Source organism: Niabella yanshanensis, assembly GCF_034424215.1.
Taxonomy (GTDB): Bacteria; Bacteroidota; Bacteroidia; order Chitinophagales; family Chitinophagaceae; genus Niabella; species Niabella yanshanensis.
In genome coordinates this window covers 604,364-618,370 of record NZ_CP139960.1, presented here as the reverse complement: position 1 = coordinate 618,370, position 14,007 = coordinate 604,364, and the positions used below count along the sequence as shown (strand labels likewise).

Annotated in this window: 8 protein-coding genes; 1 reads left to right on the top strand and 7 read right to left on the bottom strand. The window is 42.6% G+C overall.

Features of this window, described 5'->3' with window-relative positions; all coding sequences use genetic code 11:
* Positions 1-15 precede the first annotated feature (15 nt).
* The 3 genes from U0035_RS02175 to U0035_RS02165 all read right to left on the bottom strand — a co-directional run bounded on the left by U0035_RS02175 (position 16) and on the right by U0035_RS02165 (position 5,917).
* Positions 16-3,402 carry a SusC/RagA family TonB-linked outer membrane protein gene (locus U0035_RS02175; protein ID WP_162817980.1) on the bottom strand — a complete coding sequence of 1,129 codons (3,387 nt, stop codon included), beginning with the start codon at positions 3,400-3,402 and terminating at the stop codon, positions 16-18.
* 627 nt (positions 3,403-4,029) lie between these two features.
* Complete coding sequence (locus U0035_RS02170) at positions 4,030-5,193, bottom strand: FecR family protein (RefSeq protein ID WP_162817979.1); 1,164 nt, start codon at positions 5,191-5,193, stop codon at positions 4,030-4,032.
* A gap of 121 nt (positions 5,194-5,314) precedes the next feature.
* Positions 5,315-5,917 carry an RNA polymerase sigma factor gene (locus U0035_RS02165; protein ID WP_114792541.1) on the bottom strand — a complete coding sequence of 201 codons (603 nt, stop codon included), beginning with the start codon at positions 5,915-5,917 and terminating at the stop codon, positions 5,315-5,317.
* Positions 5,918-6,254: 337 nt separating this feature from the next.
* Between U0035_RS02165 and U0035_RS02160 the strand changes: the two genes are divergently transcribed.
* The gene (locus tag U0035_RS02160) at positions 6,255-9,119 is read left to right on the top strand and encodes a glycoside hydrolase family 2 TIM barrel-domain containing protein (RefSeq protein WP_114792540.1); all 2,865 of its coding nucleotides are present in this window, start codon (positions 6,255-6,257) and stop codon (positions 9,117-9,119) included.
* A gap of 117 nt (positions 9,120-9,236) precedes the next feature.
* On the opposite strand, the gene U0035_RS02155 is transcribed toward U0035_RS02160, so the two are convergent.
* The 4 genes from U0035_RS02155 to U0035_RS02140 all read right to left on the bottom strand — a co-directional run bounded on the left by U0035_RS02155 (position 9,237) and on the right by U0035_RS02140 (position 13,930).
* The gene (locus U0035_RS02155) at positions 9,237-9,764 is read right to left on the bottom strand and encodes a hypothetical protein (protein WP_162817978.1); all 528 of its coding nucleotides are present in this window, start codon (positions 9,762-9,764) and stop codon (positions 9,237-9,239) included.
* Between the two features lie 39 nt (positions 9,765-9,803).
* Positions 9,804-11,765, bottom strand: coding sequence for a rhamnogalacturonan lyase (locus tag U0035_RS02150; protein WP_327138719.1), 1,962 nt, complete (start codon positions 11,763-11,765; stop codon positions 9,804-9,806).
* 84 nt (positions 11,766-11,849) lie between these two features.
* On the bottom strand, positions 11,850-12,887 hold the full coding sequence (locus U0035_RS02145; protein WP_114792538.1) for an FKBP-type peptidyl-prolyl cis-trans isomerase: 1,038 nt from the start codon (positions 12,885-12,887) through the stop codon (positions 11,850-11,852).
* Between the two features lie 23 nt (positions 12,888-12,910).
* A complete protein-coding gene (locus U0035_RS02140; RefSeq protein WP_245957809.1) occupies positions 12,911-13,930 on the bottom strand; it encodes a DHH family phosphoesterase in 1,020 nt (339 codons plus the stop codon).
* Between the last annotated feature and the right edge of the window lie 77 nt (positions 13,931-14,007).

The following is a 14,007-nucleotide window of genomic DNA, read 5'->3' as shown; positions in this document are numbered from 1 at the left end:
AAATTTATTATAATGTTAGAATGAGGTTTGAATCTGCAGGCTGAATGTTTTTGCAAAAGGATAGTCCAGGCCACGTTCTCTCCTGATACTTGAAACACGGAATACATCAGAAGTAAAAAAGCTGATCCTTGTATTTTCCAATCCCAGTTTCTTATTTAAATCGTCGGAGAACCGGTAATACATTGTCAGGTTTTCCAATGCCATCAGGTTATCATCTTGTACAAAACGAGAAGTGGTATAGGTTGGCTCGGTAATCGCCTGGCCTTTAAAAAACGTTACATCACCGGGTTGCTGCCAACGATCCTCATATACTCTTCGGTCTACATTATAGTAAGCTGCAGCCACATTCTCTACACGTTCCACCAATGTTTGGTTGTAAGCTTGTCCACCATAACGGAACCGGAAAAATACGTTGAATCCAATACCATTTAACTCCAGGCTCGTACCAAAGGTTCCTTCTATTTTGGGCCTGCTGTCTCCGATAATTACCTGGTCGCGCGGATCATAGATATTGCTCAGGCTGCCATCTTTTTTAACGAAGATCTCGTAGCCTGTAGCAGGGTCTATACCTAATGAAGGTACTGCCCAGATGGCTGATGTACTTTGCCCTTCGGCGTACCGGGTAATCGGTCTGCTCGATCTTGCGGTATCGGCTCTTGCATTCATTGCAGCGATGGTGCTGGAAACTTTTTCAATTTTATTCTTTACTGAAAACAGGTTGGCAAAAACAGATAAGTTATTACGCTTTACATTATTATTAAGAATGTTGTATCGCAGGTACAGCTCCCAGCCACGTCCTACTACATCTCCCATATTCTCCGCATAAGAGGCAAAACCGGTAGATGGAGCTGTTGAGATCGTGGCAATACTGCCCTGTGTTTTTTCTATGAAGTAGTTACCGGTAATATCCAGCTTTTTAAATAATGATATGTCTGCGCCGAAGTTGCTCTTTGCTGTTTTTTGCCAGGCCAGTGCGTCGTTACCAAAGCCCAGGAGGTAGGTGCCGATCACACCTCTGTAGTCACTTGATGTGTAATACTGGCTAGTGGATATAGCTTTATAGCTTTCAAAGTTCTGCGAACCGGTGTAACCAAAAGAGTAACGTAGCTTCAGGCGATCAACAAATCCGAGCTCTTTGACGAGCGTTTCATTGTGGATGTTCCAGCCGGCACCTGCAGACCAGAACGGGGCGAAACGTTTCAGTGAACCGAACTGCGAAGAGCCGTCAGTTCTGAATGAAAAGTCCAGCAAATACCGATTGTCATAAGAGTAGCTCAAATTGCTCAGTAACCCGAACAACCTTGTGAGGCTTTCCGTGCCCGTTGGTTTACTATCCTGTGGGAAACGGTTACCCAGTACCAATTGATCCAGCCTCGGATTGGGGAAGCCTTCCACCCGGAAAGTTTCTGTATTGTATTTGAGTTGCTGAAGGTTAGTTCCCAGTGTAGCAAAAAACTGGTGCTGACCAATCAGCTTATTCATGTCAGCGGTTATCATACCTTCCATACTTTGCTTCTTACCATATCCCTTTGTATAGGAACCTTTTTCAAATGTAGGCCGCGATACAAAAGACGTATGCTGTGCAGGAAGAAAGATATCGCTTTCGTCCGCCTGGTACTGGTAGGCAAAACGGCCGGTGAAGCGGAGCCATTGTGCAGCCTGCCATTGAGCAGAGAAATTGTTAACCAGATTTTGATAGGTCTTTTTATCCACTATATTTAATGAAGCATTATATAGCGGGTTGGTGGCCCTGCCCAACGGCCAGCCATCCAGATTGTCATACTGGTCAAAATTGGTAAGCCGGTTACCTGCGTTATCCCTTATATCTTCAAGATACACTTTCAGGTTTCCAACGCTGTCGTAGGGCGTCCAGTAAGGATTTAACCGCGTGTATTGAGTAAATGAGCCATAGGGCGAATTATTGGCGGTGTTAGCATTAACGGTCAGGTCGTTCCTGAACTGAAATTTTTTAACCCGGTAAGAAAGGAAGGTATTCCCCGAAATAAGTTGACGGTCAGAGCCTTTCATTGCACCGGTGATACGGTTGTAGCTAAGGTTAACGCCGTATAATGCGTCGTTAGCTCCTCCTTCAACATAAACAGCATGTTTGGTTCCGATACCCGTTTGCACCGGCTGAGAGATCCAGTCTGTATTGACTCCTCTTTCAATTGCAGCCAGTCTTTGGTTATAAAAAAATCCTAGCTGCTCGTCCCTGAAATTCCAGTCGTAAAATGAGTAGGCATCAATTTTATTTTCAAGGTCAAACTTTTCCCTGGCATTTAAGAGGTTATAACTCGACAGATCAGGAATTTCGGCAGAAACGTTACCAATGTAAGACACTCTTAACTTTCCCTCTTTAGGTCGGACGGTTTCAATTACAATTACGCCATTGGCGGCCCGGGAACCATAAATTGAAGTAGCGGCGGCATCTTTCAGGATATCTACTTTAGCTATACGATTCATATCCAGGTCATTGATACGCTGTAGCGGCACTTCAAAACCATCCAGTATAAAGAGCGGTGTATTGGCGCCGTTGGCATAATCGAATGGAACTGTTGAATTACCTCCCAGATCTATTAAACTGTTACCACTTCGCAATACTACATCCGGCAACACATTGGGGTTAGAACCCAGGTTCAGGTTCTCCATTAACTGGAAAGAAGGATCAAGTGATTGAAGTGCATTCAGTATATTGGAGTTGCTTACGCGCGAAATATCTTCTGAAGTAAAAGAACTGGAAGCGCCGGTAAAGTTAGATTTAGGTCTGACGTAAACCCCGGTAACAACTGTTTCATTAACCGAGTTGGGGCTGGTCGTTAATTTTACTTCATAGAAGTCGGATTTTCTAACCGTGATTTCCCTGTCAACAAATCCAACATAAGTAATAACTAATATGGTGCCCGGAGTTGCACTGATCGCAAATTCACCCTTAATATCAGTAAGAGTCGCCGTTTTGGTACCTTTAATTGTTACAGTAGCGCCTATTAACGGCTCACCCGAATCTTCGCTTTTTACAATACCTTTTATTTCAACAAACTGTTGCACCGGAGGCGCTATAGCAGCAGGTTGAATAACTGGCACCGATGCGGGTTCTGTAACTTTTCCCTGTTTCTTGATAACGATCGTATTGCCGCCGGCAGGAATGCTGAAACTCATCCCCTGGTTCCGGAGCAACTGCTGCAGCGCTTGTTGTAACGGAATATTTTTCCAGTTGAGACTTACCTTTTCGGCGCCCTGCATGGTTTTGGTTGTGTATAAAAAACCATAGCCTGTTTGCTGTTCGATCGATTTAAAAACCTGTTCCAGGGGTACATTTTTTACCCGGAGGTTAATGTTTTGAGAAATACCATTTGCCGATACCTGCAGAAAAACAGCTGTCAGCAGCAGAATTGTCAATTTCATTCTTTGCAGAACTTTAAGCGTAATGAGACGTCTTCGACATACCAGGGTCGTGGCAGTATACCGCCCATTACCGCGTGTTAGAAAAATCATACTTTTGCAGTTGGTTTTTAATAAATAAGTAATTAGCCGTTATTTAATTTTTTAGAAACTGATCCAAGGCCGGCATGCTCGTAACATGCCGGCTATATTTTTATTAATGATATTATCTGCGTTGAGCTCCCGTTACCATACACCAAGGGGTATAGTTAACAAGGTTGTGCTGTATAATTGTTTGCTGGATGCACCCGTTTGAACAGATGTGTACTATCCTGGTCAATTTTCTTTATGAATCCTTCCCTATGAAGTAAGGGCTGGTTGTCAAAATTTATATAAAAGCTTTGTGGGCCTACCCTGCTTTAAGTTTAGTTGTATTGTTTGCAATTTGACAATGCAAATATATTATTATTGTTTAGTCTACCAAAATAGTAGACATATTATTTTTCTTCCTTTTTATTTTCATGAAAACGCTACAGCTCCCTCTAATGCTTGCTGACACTGTATTATAACGGATCGTAATCCGGAATAGCAGGGCCGCAATATTGGTTCATCTCATTTTATATTACACTTCGGCCTGGTGTACCGCACTGCCTATCGTTTTACTATCACTTTTTTTCCCTGTTGTTCAAAATGCACTGCATTAGTTTCGGATAACAATGAGAGTATTTGTGAAAGCTTTACATCTCTTGATATTGAGCCTATAAATGCTTCGGTGGTTGGTACTCCCTGGTACACTACTTCAATATCATACCAACGTTCCAATTGCCGCATTATTTGTTGTATAGTACTGTTATCAAATATGAACTTATTATTCTTCCAGGCCAGCACATTATCCATGTCTACATTATTGCTGACGCTTATTTGTTCTTTTACACTGGCCTGCTGGCCGGGCTTCAGCAGGCTGCTTGTGTTTTTGTTAGAAAGCTTTACAGCCCCTTTTAATAAAGTTACTTTAACCGGCTCTGTTCCCCCGTAAGCATCCACATTAAATCCGGTGCCCAATACCCGTATCATCAGGTCTCCTGTTTGCACAATAAAAGGTCTGGCCATATTGTGGCTCACATCTAAATAAGCCTCCCCTTTTAACTGTATCCTTCTTTCACTGCCGGTAAACGCTACAGGAAAAGTGATGGACGATCCGGCATTCAACCATACATGCGTACCATCTGCCAGGGTCATATCCACTACGCGACTGCCTTTTGGATTGTCCAGTGTATTATAAACAGGTGTATGATCTGCCGGATCAGCTTGAGCTTCATAAACCAATTGCCCGTCAGCGTTCTTTATTAATTTAGCATCTTCCTGAACCGCTAAAGTACCAGACAATAAACTGTCAAGAACGATTGTCTGTCCATTGGCCAGGCGTACTGTGGCTTTAGTTCCGGCTGGCGCAGCCACATCTGCAACTACTTGCCGCTGAGCCACTGCCCTATCAGCAGATTGATGATTCAGAAAGTACGCGGCTATTCCTATTGTAATGACGGCTATTGCTGCTATGCTCATCCGATATCTCCGCCCAATTTTTTTGCGTCGTAGATCAACGTCGCTCCCGGTATCTTGCTGCGTTTGTGCATGAGCTGCCTCTTCTATACTTGCAGCCTGATCAAAAACAGGAGCAACTGATAATATTTCTCCGTTCTTTGCCGGTTGCAGCCCCTGCCAATGTTCTTTCAGTGCCCCGTAGAGTTTCTGAGGATCTTTTTCGGCGAGCATCAGCACTTCATCCATTTCTTCCCTGGAACAGGTATTATTCATATACCTATCTATAAGTACGGTGAAATATGTATCCTTATTATGCTCCATTTTTTAAAGCAACTGACGCCGCTTATCATAAATAACGAAAGAATAACCGGCTACTACTACCCCTGAAAAAAAATTATTTTTCTTTCAGAAGGTAAGCTAATAACACTACAAGGCCTGCAAGGCCGTAATGCTTTTCGAGGTAGGATTTTATAAATTGTTTGGCCTCTACTATAGTATTGGCCACTGTATTTTTAGAAATACCCAGGGTATCCGCAATTTCGTTGTGAGAAAGACCATCTTCTCTGCTCATGTCAAATACTTGCCTGCGTTTTGGCGGAAGCAGATCAATAGCTTCGCGAAGCTTGGTTTCGTATTCCTGCATAAGCAAGGGTGCGTCCGCGTAAGATTGGGCAGGAATCTGTATCCGCTCCCAAATGATATCGGCCACTGTTTTGTCTTTGGCGGCAGCGCGAAAAAAATCTATACTTTTATTATATGCAATTTTGAAAAGGAAACCATCAAAGTTTTCAATAGTGCTGATCATATCCCTGGAGAGCCAAAGCTTCAAAAATACATCCATTACCAACTCTTCGGCCACTTCCCTGGACTTTACCAGATTTACAATAAAATGAAATAAGCGCTGATGATAGCGATCGAACAAAATAGCAAAGGCCTGCTCATTGCCTTGTGAAACCTCATTTTGTAATAGATAGTCTTGTTCCAGTTTGTACCCCACCCGTCTAAATTACAAATTGATTTAATAAAAAGTTAATAATTGTTAAATTTTGTAATGAAAACACAAAAAATGACTCTTTATCAAAATTTATTATATTAGTTTTTATTATAATTAAACTTCTGCTATTCCTTAACATTATAAGAGATGGGTTCAGGATACATCAGGATGGCTGAGTTGCCAACCTTATCTACTTTAGCCTGTAAGCGACCATTATTGATAACGATTGTTCGCTGAAAGTGGCAAGAAAGCTGGGCTCTCCTTTAAGGTGGGCTCTGGATATTGAATAAAGTAAATAACTGCTTTGCCGCACTATACGATCACTTTTATTATGTTGTAAATGAATTGTAGCATCCGTTGCGTTTTGATATATTTTATAGTATCATTAATGTGCCAGGCAGGTTTTGCCCAGGAAAAACAAAAGTTATACCTATCCGGCACGGGTAACAATAATACCGTCGCCTGGGACTTCTTTTGTACCGGTGGACGAAACAGCGGCTATTGGACGACCATACAGGTCCCGTCTTGCTGGGAGCAGCAGGGATTTGGCACTTATAACTATGGGCGCGATTATAAAACCTATGGAAAGAACTTCCGCTTTGCTGATGAAAAAGGCAAATACCGGCACCGGTTCCATGTACCCGCTTCCTGGAAAGGAAAAGAGATATTCATCGTGTTTGAAGGCAGCATGACGGACACTGAGGTTAAAATAAACGGTCAATCAGCGGGAGCCAAACACCAGGGAGCGTTTTATCGATTCCGGTACAATATCACAGATCAGCTCCATTATGGCGGTAATAATTTACTGGAGGCAGAGGTAAGTAAAATGTCTTCCACCATTTCGGTAAATAATGCGGAAAGATTAGCCGACTATTGGGTATTTGGTGGCATTTTCAGACCGGTATACCTGGAAGCGGTTAATAAAGCACATATCGACTATGTAGGTATTGACGCCAAAGCAGACGGCAGTTTTCGCATGATGGCCTATACCAAAAATCTATTGCAGCAAGGCACTATTGTTACCGAAATAAAAAATGCGAAAGGCATTACAGTTGCCAGTACAACAGCCAGGGTCAATAAAGGAGATTCTGCAGTGCTTTTGCAATCTGCTTTAAAAAATCCGGAACTATGGACCAGCGAAACGCCCAACCTGTACACCGCACATGTTTACCTGAAACAAAATAATAAAACCATCTACCAGCTAAAAGAGAAGTTCGGATTCAGAACTATAGAAGTGCGACCCGGGGACGGTATTTATGTAAATGATGTTCAGGTGAAAATGAAAGGTGTTAACCGTCATTGCTTCTGGCCCGAAACCGGACGAACACTGAATGATAGTCTCCAATTACTGGATGTTCAGCTAATTAAGGAAATGAACATGAATGCGGTGAGATGCTCTCATTACCCTCCTGATAAACGGTTCCTGGAACTGTGCGACTCGTTGGGCCTTTATGTAGTTAATGAGTTAGCGGGCTGGCAAAAAGCCTACAATACAGAGGCAGGAACACCCCTGGTAAAAGAGCTGGTCACCAGGGATCTGAATCATCCTTCTATTATATTCTGGGCCAATGGTAACGAGGGGGGGACGAATAGAGCATTAGATGCTGAATTCACAAATTGGGATTTTTCACGCCGCCCGGTGATACATCCGCATCATCGCCCCGGCAACGATTTTAATGGTATAGATTGTAATCACTACGAAGATTATTACAGTACGCAAAGCATTTTAAACGACAGCCTGATTTATATGCCTACTGAGTTCCTGCATGCCCAGGATGATGGCGGCGCAGGTTCTGCTATGTACGACTTTTGGGAGTTGCATTGGAATGCTAAAAGAAGCGGCGGTGGTTTCTTGTGGGCTTTTGTAGACGAGGGTGTGGTACGTACAGACATGCGTAATATTATTGATGCCAATGGTTTGAATGCCAATGACGGCATATTGGGCCCACATCGCGAAAAAGAAGGTAGCTTTTATGCATTGCGGGAGATTTTCAGCCCCGTAAGAATATCGATGAAAGAATTACCCCATAATTTTAATGGCGTTGTTGAACTGGAAAATCGTTATCACTTCACCAACCTTAACGAATGCACTTATGAGTGGGCATTAGTTAATTTCCGCGGTATCTTTGATATGGTGTTTACCGGATATACGGTAGAGCAGACTGGTTTTTCGAAAGCCCCATCCATCCTGCCTTTGGCTAAAGGACCGCTTCAACTGAGCCTGCCTGCTAATTTTCGTACTTACGATGCATTGCTTCTAAAAGTCAAAGACCGGTTTGGCAAAGAATTGTATCAATGGAGCTGGAAGCTAAAAACGAATAATGATCTGCTGACCGGTATCTGGAATTTTGCAGTACAGCCTACCCGGGCGACAGAGATGGATTCACTCATTAGCTTAACGAATAATGGACTAGAGGTTACCATCAATAAAAATACAGGCTTGCTGGAAAGCATAAAAAATCCCAAAGCCGGTATGGATAATCTTTCTTTCAAAAATGGTCCTGTTTTACTGAACGGCGATACAAAGGTTACCAATGTTGCTATTAAAAATACCGGCAAGGAGTCTTCTGCTATCTTCACCTGCGAAGGTAATATGCGCTCCATAACATGGACCCTGCAGGCGAACGGTTGGGTGTCACTTGACTACGAGTATCAAATTGAAGGAGCTTATCCCTTTGCCGGCGTAAGTTTTAGTTATCCCGAAAATTTTGTGCTGGCAGCCAAATGGTTGGGCAAAGGACCTTATCGCCAATGGAAGAACCGTATGCACGGTACGCCCATTAACGTATGGCAGAACTTTTTTAATAACACACATACCGGGTATTCACCGGTGGTATACCCTGAGTTTAAAGGTTATTTTAGTGATATTACCTGGATGGAGTTTAATACGGTAGAAGGAAGGTTTTATGTAGCCAGTGAGGATGAAAATTTATCGGTACGTCTTTTTAACTTTTACGGTTTAAGCGGTGCAAAGCCTTTCCCCGAACTTCCTAAAGGAGATATCTCTTTTCTCGATGCTATACCGGCAATGGGCACCAAACTCGCTTTAAATATAAGTCCTAATACAAAAGCATTAGGCCCCCAAAGTGAAAATACAATTTTCAATGCACCGGTTAAACGGCGCTTATATTTCTACTTTGGTTTGCCGAAAATAAGCGATGCGCAGGAACAGTATAGTCGCCCGGAAATTGATAATGTGTTTTAGAACTTGTTAGATTGGCTGACTTAAGAATAAGTAACAGCGCTGTCATAATATTTGTAATGCCAAATTAATTTACAGCGATCAACCAATAGCGTCATTTTACAACTTATCTGGCCAAAATTATAGTTTAAGAACGGAACGCTTTCTCAGGAATTCTATTGTTTCCGCAGAACGTTTCTGCTCGCGGGCTACTTCTTTCTGATATGCCTCTCTCATAAAAGGAATCTTATCAAGTGATAATAAAGTATCAGCTTTCACTTCAAATATTGAATACCTTACAATTTTCAGATACTGCCATCTATTGATCATATTGCTTTTATGATGTATAGACGACAAGGGAGAGACATATTTATAGTCCATCCATTTTCCTGACAATTCCTTTTCGCGTTCGGTAATACTTTTATCAATAAATGAAAGGTATCCGGGGGCGGCTTTTATTTTTCTAACTGCTATAAGATATTGCACCTTTCTTACCTCTTCGTTCTCTTTTTGATAAGCTTTATTCTCTAAGCGATGCTTCGCTTCCAAAACCTGCATAATGGTTTCTTCCATGCCTGCCACCTTATCAGCAGTATACTGAGCCTTAAGCTGCGCAAATAACTGAAAACCCAGGCCCAATGCTAAAATACCGGTCACTAATTTTTTCATAAACATGATGGTGCGTAATAAATATGATAATAAAGATAGCTACCTGGCTTTCTTTGGAAAAACAATCTCAGGCTTTGGCGGGGGCTTCATTCCGGCACCCATAAAAAAGCCCAAATGTGGAGGCTGGTTATAGCCCACATTTTGCCAGGCAATACTGACCCGATATTGCGGATCGTGCATCAGCGTATAGAATTTATGTTCGGTAGGTATCGCTGTTGAGAAGATACGAAGTTCCTTATTATCAGCCGTGCGGTAAATGACTTCTTCTCTCCAGTCGCCCAATATATCTGCTGATAAAACCGGGTTAGACTTTGTTCCATTGTTACTACGGCATTGAAAGTCGGCTGTATTGAGTATTCGTACAGGTTTCGCGTTTTGGTAATCCCATTTATCAATAACAGTTCCATTCAATAACTCGCTTAATACATCACCGTCCCAGTAAATACCCATATTACAGGAAGGAGTACGGTCTGCTATTTTATTGCCTTTGCTGTCGAACATACCCCGTATACCTGCACCGGCTACCCAGCATTCAAAACCGGGATACCTGGGATCTACATCCAGCGCCAGGCCGCGTCCGGGTCCTTCGCCGTCATCTCCGGCCTTCACCGAAGCTTTTTTCCAGTATACGGCACCCGTTGCTGCCGATCTGAAACTGGCACCGGCATCATCGAAACGCTCCTGTATATCAAATACCTCAAGGCCCGGAATCGAAGGATCCAGATCCGATACATGCAAGGCATCACCATGACCCAAACCGGTAGAGTACAACCCTTTACCATTATCATCGATGCACATGGCTCCAAAAACAATTTCATCTTTTCCGTCCCCGTCTACATCAGCCACAGAAAGGTTGTGATTACCCTGTCCTGCGTATTTTTTGTTTCCCGGCTCATCGCTGTCAAAGACCCAGCGCTTTTCCAGCTTCCCGTTCTTTAAGTCCCAGGCGGCGATCACCGTACGGGTATAATATCCCCTCGACATGATCAAGCTGGGATGTTTGCCGTCCAGGTACGCCACAGCAGCCAGGAAACGGTCCATACGATTGCCATAGCCATCACCCCAGATCGCTTTTAGTTCGGCAGTTGTTGGATTCAGCGTTGGCGCACGTGACGGTATAAAATCAGTGGTATGAATTAATTCTCCCGTTAATCCGTTAAATACCGAAAGATATTCAGGACCAGCCAGTATATACCCTTTATCATTTCTCCAGTCTTTGGTTGCATCTCCAATCACCCTTCCCCGGGCATCTTTAGAACCATCTGCTGTTTTCATGGCTATTTCTGCTTTCCCATCGCCATCCAGGTCGTATACCATAAACTGGGTGTAATGAGCGCCCTCTCTTATATTCTTACCAAGGTTAATGGTCCATAATAATTGCCCGTTTAATTTATAAGCCTGTATTAATGGCTCGTCGGTAAACCCGGCATGACTGTTATCATGACCTCGGCCGGCAATATGCACGATGAGCTCATATTCCCCGTCACCATCAAGGTCCCCGACAGAGCCGTCGTTCGCGGCATATCCCGGCGGTATCTGAAGGGGGATGGACAGGTAAGGCCGGGATGCATTTTTTAATACAAAGTGATCTTCAGATTTTGATTCAGTATTGTGGAGAACTGTTCTTACAATGTAAGTTCGTTCAGAAATGGTATCCTTCCAGTCGTCGACGAAGGATGTTGTTTGGGAAATGGGTTGCTGATTTAGTTTGACGGGCGAACCATTGGTTTTCCTGTAAATATTGAAGCGTATTGCGTCGGGATCTGATGCCAGCAAGCGCCATGAAACGAATACTTTTCCACTATCATCGGGTATGGCAACCAGGCCGCGGTTCAGGTTTTCCATTATCCTTTGAGATGAGGAAGTCAGACTTATGCCCCATAAAAAGATTATTAACGCTATATATTTCACCAGAATAGTTTTATAGATCAGCCGGAATGATTGAGTTGCTTCATATCCCGGCACGCAATCGGCATCAACATTTAAAAATACCCGTTGCATTTATCTAAACTGTCATGCTGTATCCTGCACAAAAAAGCCACCGCTTTCGCGATGGCTCCTGTTTATTTATTCTTGTCTAACGAATTAGTGATTGTGGCCGTCGTTTGGCCCGTGTGCCTGAGGTGTAGGCATTTGTGGAGCAGCTGGCTCTTTGTCGCTTACCTCTAAAATCTCAACATCGAAGTATAACGGCTCGTATGGTTTGAAAACACCACCGTTACCTTCTTTGCCATAAGCCAGGTAGCCAGGTATAACAATTGTTCCTTTACCACCCTGTTTGAACTGTCTTAAACCATCTTCAAAACCTTTGATAAAAGGCTGAACACCTAATTGTACCGTAAACTGGTTTGCATCAAACGTACTGTCGTTGCTTACTTTTTTACCATTATACTTAACCGTAACAAATTTACCGTCAGCAACCTGCGTACCGGTACCTTGTTGATCAATTTTTACGAAGGTACCCACTGAAGTCTGGGTAGCTGCCCATTTCTTAGCAGTTAAAAAATCCTGTACCGCCTTAACCTGTTTCGCTTTTTCTCCGGATTTTTCAAGTGCAGCTTCATCAGCTTTACGTGCGTCCTCCTGATCCTTCATCATTTTTTTCATCATCTCTTCCTGCTCTTTCTTCTGACGGGGAGCGTCTTTTTCCATTTCTTTCTGATAGTCAGCCTGAGCTAAACTGTCATTTTTAAATACTTCCAATACTTTAAATGTTAAAAGTATTTTATCACCTTTTTTCATAAACGGAGGCAACTGTGCTTCCTGTGCCAATCCTTTTTTAATTAAAGAGTCTACATATAATACAGTAACAAGACTATCTCCTTTTTTTAGTTTTTTGAAAAACTCATCAGGGCCGTAGGCGTTGGGCATCGCCGCATCCTGAATTTTAACGAAAGCAGGTAGTTTTCCATAAGTATCTGTCAGTACAGTATCTTTCGCACCTTCAATTTTCTGAATGACATGCATTTTTAAAACATCTCCAACTTTAGAGCTGTCTTTGCTTCCTCCGTCGATGATTTTGTACTTTACACCGCTAGCGCTGGTTTGGTAGTCAGCATTATTACAGGCTGCAAACGCTAATGTTGCAAAAGCCAATGCTCCTAAGATTTGTGAACGTTTCATTTGTTGTTATTGTTAATTATAATTTACGATTTTACTTCGACCAGCAGGTGTTCATTTTCTTTGATGGTCTGTTTGAAATATTCGACTGTTTGGGCTAAACTGTCTTTACTATTTCCTCCTGATGCGTTATAGTGGCCGCCTCCGTTAAAATATTTACGCGCAAATGTATTGCAATCAAAATGGCGTTTACTTCTAAAACTCCATTTGCGCTCCTCATCCCTGTCTATTACAAACCCTACCAGTTCTATGCCTTTCACAGACATTGGATAGTTGACCAGCCCTTCGGTATCTCCCGTTTTAATGTAGTATTTAAGCAAGTCCTGTTTGGTAATGGATATCAAAGCCGTATTATACTCGTAAAAAAACTCCATCCGGTTACTTAATACGTGTCCTATAAACCTCAACCTGTTTTCCAGGAAGTTATCAAAAAGATTACTGTGAACGAGCGCATGATCAAAATCTGTTTCCATTAGTCTGGCCACCATTTGATGCACAGATGCATGTGTAGAAGAGAACCGGAAAGACCCTGTGTCTGTAACTACCCCAGCATATAAGCATCTGGCAATATTGGCATCAATCAGCTTATCGTTACCGCTCGCTTCGATAAAATCATATACCATTTCGCAGGTAGAGCTCTTGGTTATGTCGCTGATGCCATAGTTAAAACTTGCTGTATCAGGTTGTTCATGATGATCAATAAGTACTTTGACACAAGTGGCATCGGCTAATAACGGAGCCAGATTCTTAGTGCGGTGAAAAATATTGAAATCCAGGCAAAAAAGGTAGTCGGCCTTACTTAAAAGTTCAGCAGAGCGGTCATGATGCTTTTCATAATTCAATACGCCGTCACAACCAGGCATCCAGTTCAACCAGTTTGCCCAGTTAGTAGGAGAAATAACGGCTACTTCGTGACCAAGCCTTTTCAAAAAGCCGCACAAACCCAATGCCGAACCCATGGCATCGCCATCAGGTTTTTGATGCATGGTAATAACAACCCGGGCAGGCTGCGTTATCAATGGAAATATGTTATGTATAGGCTTCATACAAAAGTGCGGCAAAAATAGGCAAATTAAGGTCATGAAGAAATATTAAGTTTCTTTACCTTTGCGACCCAAAAATG

Bases quoted from the DNA above. Each gene is read 5' to 3' on its own strand.
- U0035_RS02155 (WP_162817978.1), bottom strand. From the start codon at position 9,764: ATGAAAAAATTAGTGACCGGTATTTTAGCATTGGGCCTGGGTTTTCAG.
- U0035_RS02170 (WP_162817979.1), bottom strand. From the start codon at position 5,193: ATGAATAATACCTGTTCCAGGGAAGAAATGGATGAAGTGCTGATGCTC.
- U0035_RS02140 (WP_245957809.1), bottom strand. From the start codon at position 13,930: ATGAAGCCTATACATAACATATTTCCATTGATAACGCAGCCTGCCCGG.
- U0035_RS02175 (WP_162817980.1), bottom strand. From the start codon at position 3,402: ATGAAATTGACAATTCTGCTGCTGACAGCTGTTTTTCTGCAGGTATCG.
- U0035_RS02160 (WP_114792540.1), top strand. From the start codon at position 6,255: ATGAATTGTAGCATCCGTTGCGTTTTGATATATTTTATAGTATCATTA.
- U0035_RS02150 (WP_327138719.1), bottom strand. From the start codon at position 11,765: ATGCAACGGGTATTTTTAAATGTTGATGCCGATTGCGTGCCGGGATAT.
- U0035_RS02145 (WP_114792538.1), bottom strand. From the start codon at position 12,887: ATGAAACGTTCACAAATCTTAGGAGCATTGGCTTTTGCAACATTAGCG.